Raw genomic sequence first — 23,477 nt, forward strand, 5'->3', positions numbered from 1 at the left:
TCACCCACGGTCTACCCTCAAACGCACTTACTCAACTAATTGACTATGAGGTGAGGTCGGATGCGTGCTTTCCGCGAGGCCGTCGAGGCCTGGGACTTCGACGCCGTCGAGGCGCTGCTGGCGCAGGACGTCGTCTTCACCAGCCCGGTCGTCTTCAAGCCGTACCCCGGAAAGGCGATCACTGCCGCGATCCTGCGCGGCGTGTCCCGGGTCTTCGAGGACTTCCGCTATGTGCGGGAGATCGAGGGCACGGACGGCGAGAACCACGCCCTGGTCTTCGAGGCGCGGGTGGGCGACCGCAAGATCACCGGCTGCGATTTCCTGCACGTCAACGGCGACGGTCTGATCGACGAGTTCATGGTCATGGTCCGCCCGCTGTCGGGCGCCCAGGCCCTGGCGGAGGCGATGGGCGCCCAGTTCGCGCGGATCGAGGAGGACGCGCGGGCGCGGCTCGCGTGAGACAGCCGCGCCCGCACCCGCCTACGCGACGGTCAGCGTGATCGCCCCGGTGTAGCTCTGGCCCGGCGTGACGGTCGTCTCGGTGCCGTCGACGGTCACGGTCAGGGTCTTGCCGCGCGGCGCCTTGACCGCGGCGTCGTCGGCGAGGGCGAGCGAGGTGACGTACGACGTCCCCGTGACCGTCCAGGAGGAGCCGCTGCCGAGCGACACCACGACGCCGTTGTTGACGGCGGCCTGCACGGTGTTGGTCACGATGCCCAGCTCGTAGAAGGTGGACGCGTCGATGGTCGACACCCGGTGCTTGGCCTGCGTGGCGGAGATGACGCCCTCGACGGTGGCGTCCTCGAAGGTGAGGACCATGTTCTTGCCCTTGCGCATGCCGTTGTAGAAGTCGCCCTTCAGCTTGATGGAGGTGAAGGTGGCGGCGCCGTCGGTGGTGTGGGCGGTGGTGACGTCGAAGGTGGCGTCCTTGGTGGGGTCGCCGGTCGGCTCGGTGTAGACACCCGTGTTGAGCATCTTGCCGTCGACGTTGACCGGTCCCGGGTCGTCCAGCTCGATCATCTGGAGGATGATCCCGTCCCGCGGGTTGAGCCGGGCGCCCTGCGAGCCGTCGACGGTGATCGCGGTCTGCTGGCCCTTGTTGAGGAAGGTGGCCCGCTCGGAGTTGATCACCGTGCCGCCGTCGAGGGTCAGGGTGCCGGCGCCGAAGAACATGTAGCCGAAGTGGCCGGAGTTCACGACGGTGTTGCGGACCGGCAGCGCCTTCAACTCGGTGTCGGTCAGGCCGAGTTCCAGCTCGGTGTTGAGTGCGGCCACGGCGGCCCTGGTGCTGTCGCCGTAGTGCACGACCGCGGCCGGGCCCGCGATGATGGTGGCGTAGCTGCCGACGTCGAACCGGGAGCCGAGGACACGGACGGTGGCGTCGCCGATGGCGTAGGTGCCGTAGCCGTACGTGCCGGTGTTGCCGACGTGACTGTTGACGGCCGTGAGCTTCAGCCCGCTGCCGCCCTCGACGGACAGCGCGCCCCAAGTCTCCGAGAAGACGGTCGAGTTCAGGTAGGTCGCCTTCGTGTTCTTGCCGATGAGGTTGGTGGCGCGGACGTTGCCGTCGAGGCCGAGCATCCAGGGTACGGACTCCATGTACGGAGTCTCGACGGTGGCCTGGTAGTCGTCGGGCAGGACCCCGTTGCGGGCGCGCAGCACGGAGTTCTTGACGACGACGTTCGCGCCGTCGTTCGCGATGACGGTCGTACGGACGACGCCCTTGGTGGCGATGCGGGCGCCGTCGACCACCAGCTTGGTGGCCGAGCCGTCGCCGACGACCGCGGCGCCGTAGCCGGCGAAGTCGCAACGGCCGTTGCCCGTCAGGGAGATGGTGGGCTTCTCCAGCGTGTAGGTGGCGTCCTGCACGAACACGCCGTCGAAGCACTCGCCCGTCGAGGTGATCGAGACGTTCCGGGCGAGGGTGTCGGTGAGCTTGCCGCCGAGCACCGCCGTCAGGACGGACTTGTCGCGGTCGACGCCGTCGGCGTCCACGTACACCGCCTGCCGGAAGGGGAAGGTGAGGGTCTCGTAGGTCACCGCGTTGGCCTCGGCGACCGTGAGGACGACGTCGCCCCGGTAGGTGCCGGCCTGGATCAGGGTGGCGGTGCCGCCCGTCTCGGTCAGCAGCTGGCCGGTCTCCACGCCGTCGACGGTGAGGGAGAGGCTGTAGCCGTCGGGGGCGGCGATGATGCCGCCCTCGGCGATGGACAGCTCGCTGACGCGGGTGGTGCTGGAGAGTTCGTACGTCTCCCCCGCGGCGACCGCGATCTTCTTGCCGGTCGTCCGCGTACCGGCCGTGGCGGTGGCCGCCGGGAGGAGGACGGCGCCGGCGGTGGCCGTACCTGCGATCAGGACCGAGCGTCGGGTGATCAGCGTCATTGCTTGCCTTCCGAGGGTTCGAGTGCGCCGTCGCGCAGCGTGATGGCCCACCGTCGGCAGATGGTCACGACGGCCCGGGCGAGGGCACCTTGCGGTGCGCTGGAAGGAGTGAAGCAGCCTGCCCCAACAGGCAATAGGGGCCGTGCGGAGACATCCTGGAACCCGATGCCTCGGATCGCACGGCCCACTTCATGGCGATCACACAGGGTGGCGACAGACGTCGGCTAGGCGGGTGCGACCATCCCCGCCGACAGGTCGATGTCGGCTCCGCAGAGGCCGGGCATGGCCAGCATCGCCACCAGGGCCTGCGCGACCTCGTGCTCCTCCACCAGTCGGCCGAGCGCGGCACGGGAGGCGAAGTCGCGTTCGGCCTCCTCGACCGTGCAGCCGGTGAGTTCGGCGGTGAGGCGGAAGTTGCGGTCCATGCGCGGGCCCCGAACCGGCCCCGGGGACAGGGAGTTGACGGCGACGCCGAGCGGGCCGACCTCCCCGGCCAGGGTTCGGGTGAGACCGAGCAGCGCCATCTTGGAGGCGGTGTACGGGGTGCGGTTGAGGAGGGGCCGTTTTCCGCTGACCGAGGCGACGTTGACGATGTCGCCCCGGCCTGCCTCGATCATCGGTGGCAGGAAGGCGCGGCACATGAGGTAGACGCCGCGGACGTTGGCGGCGAACACGTCGTCCCACTCACCTGGTTCGATGTCGACGAGCGGTTTGACCGGGCCCGCGACGCCGGCGTTGTTGACGAGCAACGACACGTTCTCGTCGGCGAGTTCGACGGCCAGGTCGCGCACGGATTCCGGGTCGGAGACATCGCACACGGCCGTCCGCACGGAATCCGGGGCAGGGTCGTCGTCAGACACGGCGGTCCGCGCGGCCTCGCCCACCTGTTCCGCCGCCTCCTTCAGCGCCCGTTGGTTGCGCCCGACCAGCACGACCCGGGCCCCTTCCGCCGCGAGGGCGCGCGCGAACGCCCGCCCCAACGGCCCTCCCCCGCCCGTGACGAGGGCGGTGCGCCCGTGCAGGCTCACTCGGTGTTCCACGGCAGCGCGTCACCGGCGGCCTTCGCGGCCCGTACGTCGCCGGAGCGGGCGTGCCCCTCGAACAGCTCCACGCGGGAGGCGCGCCCGCACAGCCGCCCGAGCAGCGCCTGCGACTCGGTGTCGGTGACCTCCTGGTACGTCACCGTCTTGAGGTACTTCCCCACCCACAGCCCACCGGTGTATCGGGCGGCGCCCCGGGTGGGCAGGACGTGGTTCGTGCCGATGACCTTGTCGCCGAAGGAGACGCAGGTGCCCTCGCCGAGGAACAGGGCGCCGTACTGGGTCATGCGCGCCAAAGCCTCGCGCGGCTCGGCCGTCAGCACCTCGACGTGCTCGAACGCGAACTCGTCGGCCAGCGCGTACATTTCGTCGACCGAGTCGACGACGTGCACCTGCCCGTGGTCGCGCCAGGCCGGCTCGGCGTAGTCGCGGGTCGGCATGCCGGGCAGGATGCGTTCGACCTCGGCGATCGTCCGCTCGGCGACCTCGCGGGAGGTGGTGATGAGGACGGCCGGGGAGTCGGGGCCGTGCTCGGCCTGGGAGAGCAGGTCGACCGCGCAGACGAACGGGTCGGCGTCGTCGTCCGCGAGCACGAGGATCTCGGTGGGCCCGGCGAACAGGTCGATGCCGATCTCCCCGAACAACTGACGCTTGGCCTCCGCGACATAGGCGTTGCCGGGCCCGGCGATCAGGCTCACGGGCTGCATGGAGTCGGTCCCGACGGCCATCGCGGCGACGGCCTGGACCCCGCCGAGGAGCCAGATCTCGTCCGCGCCGGCGAGATGCATCGCGGCGACCGTGGCGGCCGGTATCTCCCCGCGGATCGGCGGCGTACAGGCGACGACCCGGGGCACGCCCGCGACCTTGGCGGTGACGATGGTCATGTGGGCGGAAGCAGTGAGCGGGTAGCGGCCGCCCGGGATGTAGGCACCGGCCGCCTGCACGGGGATGTGCTTCTGCCCGAGCCGCACGCCCGGCAGCGTCTCCACCTCGAACTCCCCCATGGAGTCGAGCTGATGACGGGCGAAGGCGCGCACCTGGTCCTGCACGAACCGGATGTCGGCGATGACCTGTTCCGGCACCGACGCGACGATCTTCTCCACCCCCTCGGCTGAGAGGCGGAAGGAGCCGGGGCTCCAGTTGTCGAACTTCTCGGAGTACTCCCGCACGGCCTCGTCACCGCGCTCGCGGATGTCGGCGATGACGCCGGCGACGGTCTCGCGCACCTGGTCGAGGGAGGCGGTCACCTCGGCCTTGGGGACGGCGTGCTTCAGGATCTCTGCCACAACTGCGGCCTTTCTGCTGTCGGTTGCTCAGACGGGCGGGGCCACGAAGAGCACGTCGGGGTCGTTGAACTGCTCCTTGGCCACCGACTCGCTCATCGGGTCGGCGGTGCCCCACTGGTCCTGGGTGATCGGGTCGTCGACGTCATGGCGGCCGGGGTGCCACAGGTCCTCTTCGAGGACGGCCAGTTCGGTGGTGTACTCCACGGTGTTGCCGTGCGGGTCGTGGAAGTACGAGAAGGTGTTGTCGCCCGCGAGATGCCGCCCCGGCCCCCACGTGAGCCGGGTCCCGGCGCGCAGCGCGCGTCCGGTGCCGCGCATGTACTCCTCGACGCCGCGCATCTCGAACGAGGCGTGGTGCAGGGAGACATGGGGGCCGCGGGCGATGGCGAAGGAGTGGTGCAGGGGGCTGCACCGCAGGAAGTACATGAGGTCGCCCATGTGCGTGGAGTACAGGGTGTCCGTCAACCGGAAGCCCAGGTGCGTCACATAGAAGTCCCTGAGCCCTTCCGGGTCCTGGGAGTTGACCACGCAGTGCGAGAGCCGGACGGGGATCGCCTCGCGCTCCTCGATCTTGCGGTGGGTGCGAGTGGCGACGTCGGCCGACACCTCGACGACGCGGCCGTCCGGGTCGAAGAAGCGGAAGCCGTAGCCGCCGCCGGGTGTGTCCAACGCCCCCGGTTCGCTGATGAGTTGGACGTCAGCCCGGCCGAGCCGCACATGAAGCTCGTCCACGGCGGCAGGTGACACGGCCCCGAAGGCGACCAGGTCCATCCGCTTCCGCTCGTCCTCGCGGATGCGGACGATGTACTGCTCGGGGCTGCCCTCGGCGGCGAAGAAGGCGATGCCGCTGTCGTTGGCGACCTCGGTCAGCCCCCAGGTGCCGCCGTAGAAGGCACGCTGTTTCTCGAAGTCCGGTACGGCCAGGTCGACATGGCGCAGATGGGTGATGGGCTGGAAGCTCATGCGTGGCTCCTGACGGTGTTGCGCTGGTGGCCGAGGCCGGTGATCTCCGCCTCGACCACGTCCCCTGGTGCGAGGAAGACGCCCCAGTGCGCGCCGTTGCCGGCCGGGGAGCCGGTGAGCAGCAGGTCGCCGGGGCGCAGGGTGGTGGTCGTGGAGACGTAGGCGATCAGCCGGGGGACGTCGAAGATCATGTCCTTGGTCGACTCGTCCTGCCGGACGACTCCGTTGTGCCGGAGGGTGATCCGCAGATCGCCCGGGTCGCCGACGAAGGCGGCCGGGACCAGGAAGGGGCCGGTCGGCAGGAAGGTGTCGGCGTTCTTGGCGGTGAACCAGTCGGTGCCGATGGCCTTGAGGTCGGGCCGGTAGAGGCGGTCACGGGTGGTGAGGTCGTTGCAGATGGTGTACGCGGCGACGTACGACATGGCCTCGTCCGCGGGAATGTTCCGGCCCGACTTGCCGAAGACGAGGGCGAGTTCGAGCTCCCAGTCGTGCTGCTCGCCGAGTTCGGGCAGGACGATGTCGTCGTACGGGCCGCACATCGCGCGCGGCGAGCCGAGGAAGACGTACGGCACACCGTTGCGTATCCGCTCGTCCATCATCTTCTCGGCGTCGGCGCGGGCCTCGTCGGGCGTCGCGCCGTGCACGCTCTCCTTCTCGGCGGCGACCAGATCCACCACGTGCTTGCGGTAGTTGGCGCCGCTCTGCAGGATCTGGCCGGGCTCGATCGGGGCGAGCACCTCTAGGTCGGCGAGGTCGTGCCAGATGCCGTCGGTGAGCGAGTCGAGCCTCGGGAACCACCGGTCCCAGTCCTCGACCAGCGCCCGGACGGAAGGCACCAGGTCGGACAGGTCGCGCACTCGGGCGCCGGTGACCAGGCCGGGAAAGGGCTCGGCATCGAAGCGGAACGTGCCGAGGGCGAACGGTCCGGCGTGGGTGGGCAGGGGATCGGGCACGGGCGCTCTCCTGGTCGGGACGGGAGCCGTGGGAACGGTGACGGCTCGGCTTCGACGCTAGGCATGTCGCAGGCGGGGCGGAAATGGCCGTTCACGATGCCTGCCATCACCGGCCCGCCTCCGCGCTGAGCTGCGCCTCCATCGCCGTACGACATGCATGACGTCCCCCTTGCCGATGCCTCGATCCGTTGACCGCGCACACCCCGCCGACCAGGCTCGGAGCACCCCCGAAGCAAGGAGATCGCCGTGGTCGTCGAGCATGCCCAACTCACCGTCGAGGCCGGTCGGGAGGAGGAGTTCCAGGAGGTCTTCGGCAAGGCGCGGCAGGTGCTCGCCGAGGCCGACGGCTTCCAATGGGCCGAGCTGCTGCGCTGCGAGGAGCGCCCGCGGGTGTTCCTGCTGCTCGTCGGCTGGGAGTCCGTCGAGGCCCATATGACGGGCTTCCGGGAGTCCGAGCGGTTCCAGCGGTGGCGGGCCCTGGTCGGCCCGTTCTTCGCCGAGCCACCGGCGGTCGAGCACTACCACCAAGTCAGCCCGCGCTGACGCCGTTCTTCCGGCGCCGAGTCGTCCCGCGCCGGGCCCCTGGCTTCTCCGTCCCTTCCTACGTTCGCAAGGATCCCCCATGCCCGTACACAAGGTGCTCGTCGTCGGCGGCGGCATCACCGGAAGCGTGCTGTCCCTGGCGCTCGCCCAGCGCGGCGCCGACGTCGAGCTCGTCGAGATCTCGCCCCAGTGGTTCGGGGTGGGACACGGCATCACCGTGCAGGGCAACGCGCTCAAGGCGCTGCGCTCGGTGGGGGTGCTGGACCGGGTGCTGCGGCGGGCGGTGCCGTTCGACATCATGCGGCTGCGCCGCGCCGACGGCGGGCTGATCGTCGAGCTGGACACCCCGCACACAGGCGGCCCGGACCTGCCGTCGACGGCGGGCGCCCTGCGCTCCGACCTCCAGAACGCGCTGTGCGACGCCGTGTACGACCATGGCGTCACCGTCCGCCTGGGCCTGAGCGTCGAGCGCCTCGACCAGTCCGCCGACCACGTGGACGTCACCTTCACGGACGGCTCCACCGGGCGCTACGACCTGGTGGTGGGCGCCGACGGCATCAACTCGGCGATGCGCGGCCTCATCGGCATCGCGACGAAGCCGCATCCCGTCGGGATGTCGATCTTCCGGGTCGTCGGTCACCGCCCGCCGGAGATGGACTGCGCCGAGGTCTACTACGGCGGCCCCCGCTTCAAGGCCGGCTACAGCCCCATCTCCCCCGACCAGTGCTACGCCTACCTCCTCGACGAGAACCTGGACGCCTCCCTGGTCGGCCCGCGCGCCCCGCTGGCGCTGCTGCGCGAGCGCGGTGCCGGGTACGGCGGCCTGTGGGGCGAGGTCATCGCCTCGCTGCCCGCCGACACGGCGGTGGACTACCGCTGGATTGAGGCCGTCCTCGTCGACGAGCCCTGGCACCGCGGCCGCGTGATGGTCGTCGGCGACGCCGCCCACGCCTGCCCGCCGTTGATCGCGCAGGGCGCGGCGATGTGCATGGAGGACGCGGTGCTGCTGGCGGAGCTGGTCACCGGGGACGAGCCGGTGGAGAAGGCGCTCGGCGACTTCATGACCCGGCGGCTGCCGCGGGTGCGGATGGTGCTGGAGAACTCGCTGCGCCTCGCCGAGTGGGAGATCCACCCGGGCACACCGGGCGCCGACCCCGCCCGCATCATGTCGGAGACCCTCCAGTCGCTGACGGCGGCCGCATGAGCGCCCCGGTCGTCGACTTCCACGGCCATCTCGCGGCCCCCGCGGCCGACGCCCTGGTCGCCGGCACACCGGGCCTGGCCGCAGAGCTGGCGGCGGAGCAGCGCGCCCACTCCCCCGAGTCACTGGCCGTGAACCGGGCCCAACTCCAGGGCCTCGCAAGCCGGTTGACGGGCGTCGGGGCCCGCCTCGCCGACCTCGACGCGATGGGCGTCGACGTCCAGGTGGTCGGCCCGATGCCCATGCACCACTACTGGGCCGACCCGGACCTGGCCCTGGACCTCGCCCGCACCACCAACGAGGCCGTAGCCGCGCACTGCGCGCAGGCCCCCGACCGCCTCTACGGACTCGGCACCATCCCCCTGCAACACCCGGACCTCGCGGTCGCCCTCCTAGACCGGGCCGTCACCGAGCACGGCCTGTACGGCGTCAGCGTCTCCACGACCGTCGACGGCCGCGAACTCGCCGACCCGGTCCACGATCCCGTGTGGCACAAGGCCGAGGAACTCGGCGCGATCGTCTTCGTGCACCCGTGGGGCTGCTCCCTCGGCGCCCGGCTCGCCACCCGCTACCTGGGCAACACGGTCGGCCAGCCGGTCGAGACCGCGGTCGCCCTCTCCCATCTGATCTTCACCGGCGTCCTGGACCGCTTCCCCCGGCTGAAGCTGGTCGCCGCGCACGGCGGCGGCTATCTGCCGACGTACATCGGCCGCTCCGACCACGCCTGGCGGGTACGGCAGGACGCGCGCGGCTGTGCCGAGCCGCCCAGCGCGTATCTGCGCCGCATCTGGTTCGACGCCCTCGTCTACACCCCGCGCGCCCTGCGCCACCTCGTCGAGGAGGTGGGCGCCGACCGGGTCGTCCTCGGCACCGACCACCCCTTCGACATGGGCGTCGACGATCCGGTGGCCCGCCTGGACGCCGCCGGACTCGCCCCGGCCGACCGTGCCGCCGTCGCCGGGGGCAACGCCCTCGATCTGCTGCTGAAAGGACGTACACGATGACCCTGGGACCGATCGAGGAGGAGCTCGCCAAAGCCCGTTCCGCTTACCGGAATTGGGGGCGCTGGGGCGAGGACGACGTGCTCGGCACGCTCAACTTCATCGACGACGCGATCCGCGCCCACGCGGCCGGTCTGGTCCGGCGCGGTCGGCCCTTCTCCCTGTCGCTGGAGTTCAACGAGGACGGTCCGCAGCGCGGTTTCCGCGGCCGGATCAACCCGGTCCACTACATGAAGGACACCGGCTCCGACGCGGCGGCCGGGACGCAGGGCTTCCCGCACGGCTTCGGCGGCGCCGACGACCACGTCGTGATGCCCCTTCAGGCCTCCACGCAGTGGGACGGGTTGGGCCACATCTACGACAACAAACAGGCCTGGAACGGCCGTCCGTGCACGATCGTCAACGGCAACGGCGACTCGGTCACCGGCATCGAGCACATGCGGGACGCCTTCACCGGACGCGGTGTCCTGCTCGACGTGGGCCGCGCGGTCGGCGACGCGAACGGTGAACTCCCGGACGGTTTCCCCATCTTGGAGGAGCATCTGCGGGCCACCATCGAGGCGCAGGGCGCCACTTCCACCGTCCGCCGCGGCGACCTGGTCCTCGTGCGCACGGGTCAGATCGGCCGGGTACGGCGACAGGGCGGCTGGGGCACGTACGCGGCCGGTGACGCGCCCGGCCTGTCCTTCACCACGCTCGGCTGGCTGCACCGCACCGAGATCGCCGCGATCGCCTCCGACACCTGGGGCCTCGAGGTACGTCCGTACGAGTTCGCCGAGCCGGCGATGTCCCCGCTGCACCAGATCGCCATCCCCAACATGGGCCTGCCGCTGGGCGAGATGTGGGACCTGGAGGCGCTCGCCGAGGACTGCGCGGCCGACGGCGTCTACGAGTTCCTGCTGGTCGCCGCCCCGCTGCCGGTGACCGGCGCGGTCGGCGCGCCCGTCAACCCGATCGCCGTGAAGTGAGGACGAACATGTTCACCGGGACGCTCCACCTCCCCGACGACCCCGACTTCGAGGAGGCCTGCCTAGGCCGCGTCTTCAACGCCCGCCGCCCCGCCGACCGGCTGCCCGCCGCCGTCCTCGAAGCCCACACCGAGCAGGATGTCGTCGAGGGCGTACGACTCGCCCTGGAACGCGGCTGGCAGGTCGCCGTCCGCTCCGGCGGCCACAGCTGGGCCGCATGGTCGGTGCGCCGGGACGCCCTGCTCATCGACCTCGGGCACTTCCGCGAGATGGCGTACGACCCCCACACCGGGATCGTGACCGCGACGCCCAGCATCAAGGGCGGCGACGAACTCAACCCGTACCTGGGCGAGTTCGGCCGCTTCTTCAACGGCGGGCACTGCCCCTCCGTCGGCATCGGCGGCTTCCTGCTCCAGGGCGGGCAGGGCTGGAACGCGCGCGGCTGGGGCTGGGCGGCGGAGAACATCGTCGCGATCGACGTCGTCACCGCCGAGGGCGAGCTGGTACGCGCCGACGAGACGCGGAACAGCGACCTGTACTGGGCGGCACGCGGCGCCGGGCCGGGCTTCTTCGGCGTGGTGACCCGCTTCCATCTGCGCACCCGACCCCTGCCAAGGCATCTGGCCCATACCGTGCACGCCTACTCCCTGGACCTCTTCGACGAGGTCATGACCTGGCTGCACGGCATGCACCACACGGTCTCCGACCTGGTCGAGATCGTCGCCCTCACCCAGACCCCGCCCGACCTGGACGAGCCGGTGCTGCTGGTGACGGGCGTGTCGATGACCGACACCCCGGAGGAGGCCGCCGAGACGCTCGCCCCGCTGCACGCCAACCCGTACGCGGACCGCGCACTGTTCCGCGTCGAGGCTCAACCCACCACACTCGCCGAGCAGTTGGACGGCCAGCGCACCGCCAACCCCGAGGGCCACCGCTACCTCGTCGACAACGCCTGGCTGACCGGACCGGCGGAGGACGTCGTCCCGGCGATCCGCAAGGCCTTCACCGAGCACCCCACCCGACAGACCTTCACCATCTGGTTCTCCATGGCCCCGCTCCGCCAACTCCCCGACATGGCCTTCTCGTTGCAGTCGGAGATCTACTGCGCCACCTACGTCGTCCACGACGAGCCCGAGCGCGACGCAGAACTGCGTAGCTGGCTGGACGAGGCGATGGCGGCCATGCAGCCGGTGACCGCGGGCCAGTATCTCGGCGACTCCGACTTCACCGTGCGGCAGTTGAGGTTCATGGGCGACGCCCAGTGGCGGCGGCTCCAGGAGATCCGGGCCATCCGCGACCCGAAGGGCCTTTTCGCCGGCTACCTCAGCGCCGGGACCGTCACCAACACCAACCACTGGGAGCAGTGAGCGATGCGTTTCGCGACATACGAGTACGAGGGCGTGGAGCACGCCGGTGTGGTGCGGGACGGGGTCGTGCATCCGCTGCCGGTGAGCGTGCTGGAGCTGATCGAGGGCGAGGCCCTGCACAGCGCGGGCGCTGAAGCCCTGCGAGGAACAAGTGATTTGACGGTGGATCAGGTGAGGCTGCTGCCTCCGCTCAAGCCCCCGTCCATCCGTGACTTCGTCGGCTTCGAGGCGCACATCGAGGGTGTGTCGAAGTCGCTGGACGGGCTTGAGCACGTGCCCGAGGAGTGGTACCGGGCACCCGCGTTCTACTTCACCAACCCGCACGCCGGTTACGGTCCGAACGACGACGTGCCGATCCCTGCCGGGTGCTCGGTGCTCGACTTCGAGCTGGAGGTCGGCGCGGTGATCGGCCGCGGTGGGCGTGATCTCACGCCGGAGCAGGCCCGGGAGCACATCGTGGGCTACCTGGTCTTCAACGACTGGTCGGCGCGGGATCTCCAGAAGCCGGAGAAGAACCTGGGGCTGGGCTTCTCCAAGGGCAAGGACTTCGCCAACACGCTCGGCCCGTACCTGGTCACGGCCGACGAGGTGGCGGACCGGCGGGACGCCGACGGGTTCCTCGACCTGGAGATGACGGTCACCCTCAACGGGGAGCTCATCGGCCGGGACACCCTCGCCAACATGTCCTGGACCTTCGAGGAGATGGTCGCCTACGCCTCCCGGGACGCCTGGGTGCGCCCCGGGGACGTTCTCGGGTCCGGCACCTGCGGCTGGGGCGCGCTCGCGGAGTTCTGGGGGCGCCTCGGGGAGCGGACTCCGCCACCTTTGAAGCCGGGCGACGAGGTGACGCTGACCGTGGAGCGGCTGGGCACGCTCAGCAACCGGATCGTGCCCGGCCGCTGTGACGTGTATCTGCCGCGGGCCCGCAAGCGCGGCCGGACGCCTCGCCCCTAGCTGTTGGCTGACCTGCACGTATTCACCGCTCACATGGTTCTTATCGCATCCCTGTGAGTTCGCCCCCGAGCTCTTCCTCGGGGGCGGAGCGTTGTTTACGCTCCGGAAACCAGGCTTCAAAGACGCGGCCGGAAGGGGCATCCGTGGGACTCGGAGCGATCGATCTCAATCTTCTGGTGGCACTGGAAGCACTCCTGGAGGAGAAGAACGTCACGCACGCCGGTGTACGCCTGTCGACCAGCCAGTCCGCGATGAGCGGCTCGCTGGCCCGGCTGCGCCGGCACTTCAACGACGAGCTGCTGGTGCGGGTGGGCCGTGAGTACGAGCTGACCCCGCTGGCGGAGCGGCTGCTGCCCGTCGTGCAGTCCTCCCTGCACAAGGCGGAGGAGGCCCTGTCGCTGACCAGGCACTTCGACCCGACCCGCAGCCGTCAGCGGTTCTCGGTGGTGATGTCCGACTACGTGATGACGGTGCTCGTCGAGCCGCTGCTGCGGGTGATCGCGGAGGAGGCGCCGGGGGTCCGTATCGACTTCCATCCGATCGTCGTCGGGCAGCTGGAGACCGAGACGCATCTGCGCTGCCACGACCTGATGATCGTGCCGCTCGGCTACCAGCTGCCGGGGGTCAGCGAGACCGTGATGCACGACCGGTTCGTGTGTCTGGTGGACCCGGACAATCCGCGGCTCGTGGACGGCCGACTCACCCTGCGCGACCTGGCGGAGATGCCGCACGCGGCCTGCGCCATCGGCAAGCTCACGCCCGCCGACCGCCAGCTGGAGACCCTCGGCATCACGCCGAAGGTGCAGGTCAGCACACCCGGCTTCAATGTGCTGCCGTTCCTGGTCGGCGGCACCGACCTGGTCACCCTCGTACCCGAGCGGCTGGCACGGCGCTACGAGTCCTTCGCCCGCTGTGCCGTCGTACCGACGCCGTTCCCGGACGTACCCTTGGTGGAGGCCATGTACTGGCACCACAACCGGCACTCCGACCCGGCCCATCGCTGGCTGCGGGAGACGGTCCGGCGGATCGGCGCCTCGCTCGGGGAGGAGATCGCCGGCGCGGATGACAGCCATGGCGAAGACGCGTTTCCGGAGCTGACCGTGGCTTCCTAGCGTGGACGGGAGACATCCCGCACCCACTCCCAGGAGGAGCCGTGAGCCGTACGCGTCTTCAGGGCCGTACCGTCGTCGTCACCGGAGCCGCGCAGGGCCAAGGAGCCGCGGAGGTGGCGGCGGCCGCCCGTGAGGGCGCGACGGTGATCGCGACCGACGTCCTGGACGAGCCGGGCGAGAAGCTCGCCGCTGCCCTGCGCGCCGACGGCCTAGACGTCCGCTACCGGCGTCTGGACGTGTCCTCGCCGGACGACTGGGCCGCCCTCGCGGGCGGGCTGGAGGTCGTGCACGGCCTCGTCAACAACGCGGGCATCCCGATGCGGGCCCGCCTGGGCGAGGTCGAACTCGCCGACTGGAACCGGGCGTTCGCGGTCAACACGACCGGTGCCCTGCTCGGCATCCAGGCCCTCGCACCGCTGATGCCGCCGGGTTCGTCGATCGTCAACGTCGGTTCCGTGGCGGGCCTCACCGCTCATCACGCGGTCGCCTACACGACCAGCAAGTGGGCGCTGCGGGGCCTGTCGAAGGTGGCCGCGCTGGAGCTGGCGCCGCGCGGCATCCGTACGAACGTGATCCATCCCGGGTACATCGAGACGCCGCTGATGGCGTCCGCGAACCCGGTGTTCGTCGGGGCCCATCTCGCGCTGACGCCCCAGGGCCGGGCGGGGACGGTCGACGAGGTGGCGCCACTGGTGGTGTATCTGCTGTCGGACGAGGCGTCGTACGTGAACGGCGCCGAGATCACCGTCGACGGCGGGTACGCGGCACACGGCGGGGTGAAGGCGATCACCAACGCCCTCGATCAGCCCGCCACCGGCCAGAACTGAAGCAGGAACCGCTCGACGCCGTGCGGGACCGCCTCCGGGTCGTCCCGCAGCAGCGCGTCGACCTGCTCGCCGCCGGTGCGGTGGGCCCGTACCGCGTACCGGCCGGGCGGCCCCACCACCAGCGGCTCCCCGGCGACCTCGCCGCCGCCGAACGGCAGGATGCCGACGGTTCCACCGCTCAGCCGCAGCACGGCCTCACCCGTGTTGGTCCAGCCCTCGTCCGCCGCCGGTGCGCGGTCCCACGCCTCCACCCGCACGGCCGGGTACTGCAACAGCGCGTCCGAGGCGCTGACCAGGATCACGATGTCGTCCGCGGTCAGCAGCCAGGGCGCCCCGGCCGAGGGCCCGGCGGCGACGGCCCAGCCGCCCGCCAGGTCCTCGACCGTGAGCCGGCCCTCGTCGATGACGACCTCGGCCTCGGTGGAACGCGGGTGGGTCACGGCACGATGTTGACGTAGAACTCGTCGTGGTCGCCCATCAGGATGCGGTCCCTCTTGTAGAAGTCCTTCAGCTGGTTCCCGCCGGCGATGTTCTGCGCCGAGTCGACCCAGGCGACCGAGCCGTTGCCGAGGAGGTTGCCCTGGGCGTCCTTGGCGCCGAGTCCCTCGCGGGTGGAGGCGAAGGGGAACTCGTCGGCCTGGACGTCGGCCGGCGGCTTCACCGGCAGGTCGTCGGGGCCGTTGTACGGGGCGCTGCGGTCCCTGATCCTGCGTTGCTCGGCGCGGTTCGCCACGTACTCCGGCGAGCCGACGGCGATGCGGTGCAGGCCGGGGTCGTCCGGGTTCCCTGTGTACTTGCCGGGGATGGTCTTCGGGGTGCCCCGGTTGGGATAGGTGTCGGCGGGCCGGTTCAGCGCCGTCTCGATGTGCTGGGCGACGCCGGCCGCCGGCCCTGACTTGCTGTAGGTGATGTACGGCAGCACGTCGTCGTTGATGCACGCCTTGGCGGTCCAGCCGCCGTAGCCGGGCACGGTCCCGGCGGAGTCGCAGCGGATGTGGTGGTCGAGGCCGACACCGGGGACGGTCGCCTGGCCGTACGAGGTGACGAGCTGGCCGGAGAAGTTCCAGCGGTGCCGGGCGATGCGTTCGGCGCCCACGCCGTCGTCCTGCGAGGTGATGTCCCAGGAGACGAAGCCGGTGAAGTCCCGCCAGGTGAGCAGCATGTTGTCCTTGTCGCTGTCGTCGTTGCCGCTGACGTCGCACAAGGCCTGGCAGCCCACGCTGATGCGCATGTCGGTGAAGGAGTTGATGACTCCGTAGTTGGTGTCGAAGTCGTCGACCTGGAAGAAGATCCGCACCTTCCGGTCGGCCTGGTCGGCGTAGGCGAGGGCGGTGTAGGTGATGTCCGCTCTGCTGGTCTGGCCGTTGACGATGATCTCGCCGTAGCTGGTGGTGTGCTGGCACCAGGTGGTGCGGTCCCAGACCCTGCCCTGTTCGCTGTTCGACTCGGGGTCGTTCTGGCACTGTTCGACGAAGTCGTCGTCCGGTTCGTCCGGGAGGGCGGCGACCGCCGTGGGTGCGGGTGTCTCGGCGGCCGTGGCGGGTGGGCCGGTGGGCAGTGTCAGTAACGCTGCTGCAAGGACGGCGAGTAAGCCTGAGGTGCGTCGCATGGTTCCCCCTTGGAATCCATCGCGTGCTGTGGTGGCCTTCCTGTCGCCCGACCCTGGTGCGAACTCCCTCTCGCCTCCTGTGCTTTCGCATCCCTTTCACGACAGCGTTGCGGTGTGGTCATGGGTGCGCACAAAGGGCCGGGACTCGTGAGTCCCGGCCCTTTTCTGGGGTGGTGTCGGTCAGACGGACGCCGGCTGCACCGCCGCCTCGACCGTCGCGCGGGCGGTGTTCTTGCGGACCAGCAGCAGCGTGACCACCGCGCCGAGCAGGGAGGCGCAGCCGCAGATGACCACGCCGACGGCCATGCCGTGGGCGAGGGCGTCCTGGGCGGCGGCGCGGGCGCTGTCGCTGCCGGCGTTGACGACGGCGAGCGGACCGGCCGCCGCCTCCATGCCCGCGTCGGCGCCCGACAGCTTGCCGACCAGGGCGGAGGACGCGAGGCTCATCGCGACCGTGCTGATCACGGCCGGGCCGAGGCCCTGCCCGAACTCGCGGACCAGGCTGGTGGCGCCCGAGGCCATGCCGGTCATGTTGAGCGGTACGGCGTTGACGGCGGCGGAGGTCAGTGAGGACACCACGCAGATGAAGCCGACGCCGAGCAGCAGCACCGGGCCGATGAAGGCGGCCAGGGAGGTGGTGGTGATGGGCAGGGCGGCGATCCAGAACTGCCCGGCGGCCATCGGCAGCAGTCCGCCGACCAGCAGCCATCGCGGCTCGACGCGGGTGAGCATCTTGCTCAGCACGGGCGCCAGGAGCAGCGGGATGAGCTGAAGGATCACGAACGGCATGCCGGCCTTGAGCGCGCTGAGGTGCATGACGGCGCCGAGGCGGATGGAGACGCAGTAGGCGGTGCCGATGAAGCCGAACATGCCGGCCAGTGCGACGACGGCCGCCGCGGCGAAGGACGGGATCTTCAGCAGGTCCAGGTTGAACATCGGGGACGCGGCGCGCTTCTCGGCGACGACGAAGGCGGCCAGGGCCACGGCGGCGAGGGAGAGGGTGCCGACGATCGCCGGGCTGCCCCAGCCGCGCTCGCCGCCCTCGATGATGCCCCAGAGCAGGGCGGTGAGGCCGACGGCGACGGTGATCTGGCCGGGCCAGTCGAGGGCGCGGCCCTCGGGGGCCTTGGAGTCGGTGACCAGGAACCAGCTGGCGACGCCGACGACCAGACCGAGGACGATCGGCGGCACGAACGCCCAGCGGAAGTCGGCGACGGTGGCGAGCACGCCGGAGGACAGCGGGCCCACGGCCGAGGCGAGGGAAATGCTCAGCGCCCAGGTGGAGACGGCCTTCGCCCGGTCCTTCTCGTCCGGGGTGGCGGCCGCGATCACCGCGAGGGAGCTCGGGAAGAGGGCGGCGGCGCCGATACCGGCGAGTGCCTGGCCGATCCACAGCATTTCGATGTTCTGCGAGGTCGCGTTCAGCAGTTCACCGAGCGCGAGGACGAATCCGCCGAGCACCAGCAGCCTTTTACGGCCGAACAGATCACCCACCACACCGAAATTCAGCTCGAGAATGGCGGTGGGCAGAATGAAGGCGGACGTCACCCACGCCACCTGAGATCCGGAGGCGCCGAATGCGGCCTGGATCTCGCCGTTGATGGGCGAGGGCACGGTAATGCACAGCTGCGCGGCGGCCACGGCCAGACAGCAGGCTATGAGGGTTCCCCTGTCGAGTCTTTTCAGCACGCTTGTCATTCCGTACTCCGTCGCTCTATGAGTTCGATGAGATTTCCCTCGGGGTCGGTGACCCAGGCCATGCGCACACCGGGTTCGGGGGACGGTCCCGGTGCTACGGCCTCGCCCGCTCCATGGGCCACCAGGGCCGCGTGGACGGGGTCGAGTTCAGGGGTGGTGACCGCGAAGTGGCCGTATCCCTCGGTGCGGGCGGCGGTGATCGGGTCGGGGGCCTTCAGGCCCGGGGTGGAGCCGGGGCGGGCCAGCAGTTCGAGGCGCCAGCCGTGCGGATGCTCCAGCACGACGCCGCGCAGGCCGGGTTCTTCTAGGTGGAACTCGAAGACGGTCCGCAGCCCGAACGCGGCTCGGTACCAGGTGGTTTGGGCGTCGAGATCGCGTACGTTGACGCCGACGTGGTCGAGTCGCAGGTCCACGTCAGCCCGCCATGGCGCTGTCGCCGCCGTCGACCATGAGGTTCGCGCCGTTGACGAAGGCCGCCTCGTCGGAACAGAGGAAGGCGGCGGCCCGCGCGATGTCCTCCGGCTCGCCGACCCGCCCGACCGGGATGCGCGCCTCCAGCTGGGCCTTCGGGCCGTCGGGGTCGTCGAGGAAGGGGGCGGTGGCCGAGGTGCGGGTCATGCCGGGAGCGATGGTGTTGACGCGGATGCGGTGCGGGGCGCCAGCCGCGCACAGGTGCTTGCTCATCGCCAGGACCCCGCCCTTGGCGGCACCGTGCGGCACCATCGGCAGGAACGGGGCACCGCGTACGGCGGCCACCGAGGCCACGTTGAGGACGGCGCCGCCGCCGCGGGCGATCAGGTGCGGCCAGGCGGCCTGCGTGCAGAAGTACGGGATGTCGAGCTCGTTCTTGATGGTGAAGTACCAGTCGTCGGCCGGCATCGTCTCGAACGGCCCGTTCCGCAGCGCGGAGGCGTTGTTGTAGAGGATGTCGATTCCGCCGAAGGCCGCGATCCCGGCGTCGATCCATTCGCGCGCCCCGGCCTGCGTGGAAAGGTCGACGGGGGCGAGGGAGCGCATGACTCCCCCGGCCTTCTCGACCATTTCCACGGTTTCGGCCGCGCTGTCCTCGTCAATGTCACAGCCGAATACCAGCGCACCCTCAGCCGCGAATACCTGAGCGGCCGCGCGGCCGATTCCGGCTCCCGTCCCACTGATGAAGGCGATTTTTCCCGCCAGTCGACCCATGATTGTCCAAGCCCCTTGTTCCGTCCCGCCGAAGTGCGGTGGTGGCAGCGTAGGGAGGGGATTTGGCCAGAACAAGAAATGCGTCGGCGAACCGCCATCGGGGGTTCGTATGGCTGGTATGCGGCACAGCCGGCCGGGCCGCGTTGCCGGGCGGCTCAGCTGACGTCCAGCACCGCCTTCCCCCGCAGCCGGCGCTCGCTCAACGCCGCGACGGCGTCCGCGATCTTGTCCCACGGGCCTCGCCAGCCGACCGGCACCCGCAGCTTCCCGGCGGCGACCAGGGCGAGCAGACGATCCAACTGCGCGCGGCGGTCGGTGACTCCGCCACCGTTGTACACCGAGACGATCGACCGGGGTGCGGGGCTGCCCAGTGTGGAGCCGACCGGCAGCACCGCGTCCCCGCCGGACGCCCAGCCGACGCTCTGCAGGTTGCCGCCGGACGCCAACAGGCCGTATGCGGCGACGAGTTGGGCGCCACCCACGTTGTCGATGACGACGTCGACCGGCTTCGTCACCTGCTCGGGTCCGGACACCACCTCGTCGGCCCCGAGTTCCCCGACCCACCGGCGCCCGTCCTCGGAACCGGCCACGCCGATGACGTACGCCCCGCCGAGCGCCGCGAGCTGCACCGCGAAGCCGCCCACCCCGCCGGACGCCCCGGTGACCAGGACCCGCCGGCCGAGCAGCGGTCCCGCCTGTTCCAGCGCGCGCAGGGCGGTGCCCGCGGCGACGGGCAGGGCAGCGGCCTCGCCGAGGTCGACGCCGTCCGGGACCACAGCCAGGTCGGCCACGTCCAGGGCACGCGACGCGGCGAATCCGCCGCCCTCCCCGAACCCCACGACCCGGGTGCCCACCGCGGGCCCCGTGCCGTCGGCGGCGGCACGCACGACGACGCCGGACGAGTCGAAGCCGATCACCTCGCCCGGTGCGCCGCGCTCCGCGAAGTACAGTTCGGCAGCGTTCAGGGAGCTGTGCCGTACTTCCACCAGGACCTGCCCCGGCCCGGGTGCCGGTTCCGGCGCCTCCCCCGGGCTCAGTCGTCCGGGTGCCTCCGGGTCCACGATCAATGCGCGCATTGCCTGTCCCTCCGGTCGCCATCGGCCATTCGCCGACCCCAACCGTGGCCGATCCGGGCTTCTTCCCACCACCCCACCGCCGTTGCCGCTTGGATGGCCTCATGACCACCGACGAGCACGCGCGGTTCATGCGGGCCAACCAGGCGAACTGGGACGCCCGCACGCCCGTCCACCTCGCCAGCCGCTTCTACGGGCTCGACGAGGACCTGGACCCGGCCCGCTGGTTCGCCGGCTTCGAGTGGGACGACCTCGGCGATCTGTCCGGCCGCGACGTGCTCCACCTCCAGTGCCATCTGGGCACGGAGACCATCGCCTTCGCCCACCGCGGCGCCCGCGCGACCGGCCTCGACTTCTCGGCGGCCTCGGTGGCGGCGGCGCGGGACATCGCGGCGAAGGCGGGCGTCGACGTCGACTACGTCCAGGCCAATGTGTACGACGCCGAAGCGGCCCTGGGCGGGCGGCGGTTCGACGTCGTCTACACGGGCAAGGGCGCGCTGTGCTACCTGCCCGACCTGGAGCGATGGGCGGGCGTCGTCGCTCAACTCCTCCGCCCGGGCGGACAGTTGTACGTCGTGGAGTTCCATCCGCTCCTCAACTCCCTCGGCCCCAAGCCCGCCCCGGGAGAGGGGCCGGAACTGCTGCTGCGCCACGACTACCTCGGCGGCGCGGGGGCCGTGCGCCGGGACGCGACCCACACGTACACCGACGGGCCGGCCGTCGAGGGGGCCACGGACAGTTACGAGTGGATGCACGGAATAAGCGAGGTCCTCAACGCGTTGGTGCAGGCAGGACTGACCGTCCGGCGCCTCACCGAGAGCGACGAGCTGCCGTGGCCGCGCTGGCCGCACATGGTCCGCACCCCGTCCGGCTGGTGGCGGCTCCCCGAGCCGCGCATCCCGCTCCTCTACGGACTCCTCGCCACCCGCTGAACCGGCGTGGTACGGTCCTGCTAGCACTTGTGTACGCCCAGTCGTGGGCGCCGGTGCCAGTTCTCTCCACAGTTCGCCGATCGGCGTACAAGCCGTACCGGCTTCTTCTCACCACCTCGTGACCAACGGGTCCGATGGCTGGTTTCCCGCCGCTCGAAGGCGCTGTGTCCGCCTTCCCTCTCGTTCGCGGCCTCCCTCCCTTCCGCATGCCTCATGCCGTACGTCCGTGAAAGGACCCACCACCATGACCACCACACTCGAACACCCCCCGATCCAGCAGGAACCCCCGGTCCGCGCCGTCACCGGCGTCCTCGACATCGACGCCGGCGGCAAGGGCCACCTGCGCTCCGCCGACCTGCTGCCGCAGCCCACCGACCTCCAGGTCTCCCCCGCGCTGATCCGCCGCCACGGCCTGCGCAAGGGCGACCTCGTCGACGGTGTCCGCGGCACCCAGCGCGCCCTCACCGAGGTCGCCCGGGTCAACGGCCGCACCCCCGACAGGAACCGTCGCCGCTTCGGCGACCTGACCCCGCTCCACCCGCGGGAGCGCATCCGCCTCGAACACCCCGCGTCCGGTCTGACCGGCCGCGTCACCGACCTCCTCGCCCCCGTCGGCAAGGGGCAGCGCGGGCTGATCGTGGCCCCGCCCAAGACCGGCAAGACGGTGCTGCTCCAGCAGATCGCGGCGGCCGTCGCCGGCAACCACCCCGAGTGCCGCCTGATGGTGGTGCTGCTCGACGAGCGGCCGGAGGAGGTCACCGACATGCGGCGCTCCGTGCGCGGCGAGGTGTACGCCTCCACGTTCGACCGCACGCCCAAGCAGCACATCGCGCTCGCCGAGCTCGTCATCGAGCGGGCCAAGCGGCTCGTCGAGGCCGGCGAGGACGTCGTGATCCTGCTCGACTCGCTCACCCGGCTGTGCCGGGCCCACAACAACGCGGCCGCCGCGGGTGGCCGCACGCTCAGCGGTGGCGTGGACGCGACCGCGCTGATCGGCCCCAAGCGCTTCTTCGGCGCCGCCCGACTGGCCGAGGAGGGCGGCTCGCTCACCATCCTCGCCACCGCGCTGGTGGAGACCGGCTCCCGTGCCGACGACTTCTTCTTCGAGGAGCTCAAGAGCACCGGCAACATGGAACTCCGCCTCGACCGCGAACTCGCCGCCCGCCGCGTCTTCCCGGCCGTCTCCCTCAACCCCTCCGGCACCCGCCGCGAGGAACTCCTCCTGCCCCCGGCCGAGTTGACGGCCTCAAGGGGGCTGCGCCGGGCCCTCCGCGACAAGGATGGCCTGGAAACCCTCCTGGAGCGCATGCGCGAAACCCCGGACAACGCGACGTTCGTACGCCGCATCCAGCCGACGCTGCCCACGACCTGACGCGCCGTCGACTCATCCCGGCCGAGGCCGCCCCTGATCCGCCGGCCCATCCCCCGTCCGGGTGCTCGCGCGTCCCGTACGGCCCGGGCAGCACCGCGTAGAGCAGGTCCGTTTCTAGTTTTGCGGTATGACCATCGGATTTCCTTCCCGGGCTGTCGCGTCGGCCTGTGGGCTGTGCACGGCGGGTCTGCTCGTGCTCGCCCCCGCCGCGGCCGTCGCGTCCACCGGCTCCGACCCCGACGCGCCCGGCGGGCCGCAGGCCTCCGCCCCGCAGCCGCGGCTGCTGTACCGGTCCGGCACCCAGGTGCGGCCGCTCACGAAGGCACCGCGTCTCCCGGACGTCTCCGCGCTGTCGTGGGTCGTGGCGGACGCGGACAGCGGGGAGGTGCTCGCCGCGCACGACGCGCATCGCAAGCTGCCGCCGGCCAGCACGCTCAAGACGTTGTTCGCGCTGACCGTGCTGCCGCTCCTGCCCGCCGGCATCCGGCATCGGGTCGGGGACGACGAACTGGCCGACGTCGGTGACGGCAGCAGTCTGGTCGGGGTGCGGGAAGGACAGACGTACAAGGTCGCCGATCTGTGGCGCGGCGTCTTCCTCAACTCCGGCAACGACGCCGTGCACGTCCTCGCCGGGCTCAGCGGCGGCTGGCGCTCCACGGCCGTCCGGATGCAGGCCAAGGCCCGGGCGCTCGGCGCCCTCGACACCCATGTGCGGTCCCCGGACGGATACGACACGCCGGGTCAGGTCTCGTCTGCCTACGACCTCGCCGTCTTCGGGCGGGCGGGGCTGCGCAACCCCGACTTCGCGCGGTACTGCGGCACGGCCGAGGCACAGTTCCCCGGGGGCGGCGGCTGGTCGTACGGCATCCAGAACACCAACCGGCTGCTCACCGGCGCCGACGGCGTCGAGCCGTACGACGGGCTGGTCGGCATCAAGAACGGCTACACCAGCCACGCCGGCAACACCCTCGTCGCCGCCGCGAAGCGGGGCGGGCGCACCCTCGTCGTCAC

General features: G+C 70.9%; 22 protein-coding genes and 1 pseudogene. 12 read left to right on the top strand and 11 right to left on the bottom strand.

The window, feature by feature from the left end:
• Positions 1–60: 60 nt before the first annotated feature.
• Positions 61–459, top strand: coding sequence for a nuclear transport factor 2 family protein (locus IQ210_RS05050; RefSeq protein WP_194077430.1), 399 nt, complete (start codon positions 61–63; stop codon positions 457–459).
• 21 nt (positions 460–480) lie between these two features.
• Here IQ210_RS05050 and IQ210_RS05055 read toward each other — a convergent pair whose 3' ends face one another.
• The 5 genes from IQ210_RS05055 to IQ210_RS05075 all read right to left on the bottom strand — a co-directional run bounded on the left by IQ210_RS05055 (position 481) and on the right by IQ210_RS05075 (position 6,624).
• Positions 481–2,382, bottom strand: coding sequence for a hypothetical protein (locus tag IQ210_RS05055; protein ID WP_194077432.1), 1,902 nt, complete (start codon positions 2,380–2,382; stop codon positions 481–483).
• A gap of 224 nt (positions 2,383–2,606) precedes the next feature.
• Positions 2,607–3,410 (bottom strand): SDR family NAD(P)-dependent oxidoreductase, encoded by an 804-nt coding sequence (locus tag IQ210_RS05060; protein WP_194077434.1) that lies wholly within the window; start codon positions 3,408–3,410, stop codon positions 2,607–2,609.
• Positions 3,407–4,708, bottom strand: coding sequence for a histidinol dehydrogenase (gene hisD / locus IQ210_RS05065; RefSeq protein ID WP_194077445.1), 1,302 nt, complete (start codon positions 4,706–4,708; stop codon positions 3,407–3,409). Before hisD ends, IQ210_RS05060 begins: the two co-directional genes overlap by 4 nt.
• Before the next feature lie 27 nt (positions 4,709–4,735).
• The gene (locus IQ210_RS05070) at positions 4,736–5,671 is read right to left on the bottom strand and encodes a VOC family protein (protein ID WP_194077447.1); all 936 of its coding nucleotides are present in this window, start codon (positions 5,669–5,671) and stop codon (positions 4,736–4,738) included.
• Entirely contained in the window at positions 5,668–6,624 is a 957-nt protein-coding gene (locus IQ210_RS05075; protein WP_194077459.1) for a fumarylacetoacetate hydrolase family protein, read from the bottom strand. The genes IQ210_RS05070 and IQ210_RS05075 overlap by 4 nt, the downstream gene beginning before the upstream one ends.
• A gap of 246 nt (positions 6,625–6,870) precedes the next feature.
• Between IQ210_RS05075 and IQ210_RS05080 the strand changes: the two genes are divergently transcribed.
• From IQ210_RS05080 to IQ210_RS05115, 8 genes are all read left to right on the top strand, one after another.
• A complete protein-coding gene (locus IQ210_RS05080) occupies positions 6,871–7,167 on the top strand; it encodes an antibiotic biosynthesis monooxygenase family protein (RefSeq protein ID WP_194077461.1) in 297 nt (98 codons plus the stop codon).
• Between the two features lie 79 nt (positions 7,168–7,246).
• Positions 7,247–8,371 carry an FAD-dependent monooxygenase gene (locus IQ210_RS05085; protein WP_194077463.1) on the top strand — a complete coding sequence of 375 codons (1,125 nt, stop codon included), beginning with the start codon at positions 7,247–7,249 and terminating at the stop codon, positions 8,369–8,371.
• Positions 8,368–9,372, top strand: a complete 1,005-nt coding sequence (locus IQ210_RS05090; RefSeq protein ID WP_194077465.1) for an amidohydrolase family protein — start codon at positions 8,368–8,370, stop codon at positions 9,370–9,372. Before IQ210_RS05085 ends, IQ210_RS05090 begins: the two co-directional genes overlap by 4 nt.
• A complete protein-coding gene (locus tag IQ210_RS05095; protein ID WP_194077467.1) occupies positions 9,369–10,337 on the top strand; it encodes a cyclase family protein in 969 nt (322 codons plus the stop codon). The genes IQ210_RS05090 and IQ210_RS05095 overlap by 4 nt, the downstream gene beginning before the upstream one ends.
• An 8-nt stretch (positions 10,338–10,345) precedes the next feature.
• Entirely contained in the window at positions 10,346–11,704 is a 1,359-nt protein-coding gene (locus IQ210_RS05100) for an FAD-binding oxidoreductase (protein ID WP_228047046.1), read from the top strand.
• Between the two features lie 3 nt (positions 11,705–11,707).
• A complete protein-coding gene (locus IQ210_RS05105) occupies positions 11,708–12,658 on the top strand; it encodes a fumarylacetoacetate hydrolase family protein (RefSeq protein WP_194077471.1) in 951 nt (316 codons plus the stop codon).
• A gap of 143 nt (positions 12,659–12,801) precedes the next feature.
• Positions 12,802–13,770 (top strand): LysR family transcriptional regulator, encoded by a 969-nt coding sequence (locus tag IQ210_RS05110; RefSeq protein ID WP_194077473.1) that lies wholly within the window; start codon positions 12,802–12,804, stop codon positions 13,768–13,770.
• Between the two features lie 41 nt (positions 13,771–13,811).
• Positions 13,812–14,597, top strand: a complete 786-nt coding sequence (locus IQ210_RS05115) for an SDR family NAD(P)-dependent oxidoreductase (protein WP_194077475.1) — start codon at positions 13,812–13,814, stop codon at positions 14,595–14,597.
• Here the strand turns inward: IQ210_RS05115 and IQ210_RS05120 are convergent.
• The 6 genes from IQ210_RS05120 to IQ210_RS05145 all read right to left on the bottom strand — a co-directional run bounded on the left by IQ210_RS05120 (position 14,573) and on the right by IQ210_RS05145 (position 20,165).
• On the bottom strand, positions 14,573–15,037 hold the full coding sequence (locus tag IQ210_RS05120) for a hypothetical protein (protein WP_194077477.1): 465 nt from the start codon (positions 15,035–15,037) through the stop codon (positions 14,573–14,575). The genes IQ210_RS05115 and IQ210_RS05120 overlap by 25 nt on opposite strands.
• Positions 15,034–16,206, bottom strand: a complete 1,173-nt coding sequence (locus IQ210_RS05125; RefSeq protein WP_194077479.1) for a NucA/NucB deoxyribonuclease domain-containing protein — start codon at positions 16,204–16,206, stop codon at positions 15,034–15,036. The genes IQ210_RS05120 and IQ210_RS05125 overlap by 4 nt, the downstream gene beginning before the upstream one ends.
• A 180-nt stretch (positions 16,207–16,386) precedes the next feature.
• Entirely contained in the window at positions 16,387–17,895 is a 1,509-nt protein-coding gene (locus IQ210_RS05130) for an MFS transporter (protein ID WP_256780467.1), read from the bottom strand.
• A gap of 5 nt (positions 17,896–17,900) precedes the next feature.
• Entirely contained in the window at positions 17,901–18,317 is a 417-nt protein-coding gene (locus IQ210_RS05135; RefSeq protein ID WP_194077484.1) for a VOC family protein, read from the bottom strand.
• 1 nt (position 18,318) lies between these two features.
• Positions 18,319–19,089, bottom strand: a complete 771-nt coding sequence (locus IQ210_RS05140) for an SDR family NAD(P)-dependent oxidoreductase (RefSeq protein ID WP_194077486.1) — start codon at positions 19,087–19,089, stop codon at positions 18,319–18,321.
• Between the two features lie 155 nt (positions 19,090–19,244).
• The gene (locus IQ210_RS05145) at positions 19,245–20,165 is read right to left on the bottom strand and encodes a zinc-binding dehydrogenase (protein WP_194077488.1); all 921 of its coding nucleotides are present in this window, start codon (positions 20,163–20,165) and stop codon (positions 19,245–19,247) included.
• Between the two features lie 101 nt (positions 20,166–20,266).
• On the opposite strand from IQ210_RS05145, the gene IQ210_RS05150 reads away from it, so the two are divergent.
• The 3 genes and pseudogenes from IQ210_RS05150 to IQ210_RS47110 all read left to right on the top strand — a co-directional run.
• Positions 20,267–21,094 carry a class I SAM-dependent methyltransferase gene (locus IQ210_RS05150; RefSeq protein ID WP_194077490.1) on the top strand — a complete coding sequence of 276 codons (828 nt, stop codon included), beginning with the start codon at positions 20,267–20,269 and terminating at the stop codon, positions 21,092–21,094.
• A 244-nt stretch (positions 21,095–21,338) separates the two neighbouring features.
• The gene (gene rho, locus IQ210_RS05155) at positions 21,339–22,466 is read left to right on the top strand and encodes a transcription termination factor Rho (protein WP_228047047.1); all 1,128 of its coding nucleotides are present in this window, start codon (positions 21,339–21,341) and stop codon (positions 22,464–22,466) included.
• 127 nt (positions 22,467–22,593) lie between these two features.
• Positions 22,594–23,430: pseudogene (locus IQ210_RS47110) on the top strand (D-alanyl-D-alanine carboxypeptidase family protein); the annotation flags it as partial.
• Positions 23,431–23,477 lie beyond the last annotated feature (47 nt).

It is taken from the genome of Streptomyces justiciae (genome assembly GCF_015163075.1).
In the GTDB taxonomy this organism is placed as follows: domain Bacteria; phylum Actinomycetota; class Actinomycetes; order Streptomycetales; family Streptomycetaceae; genus Streptomyces; species Streptomyces justiciae.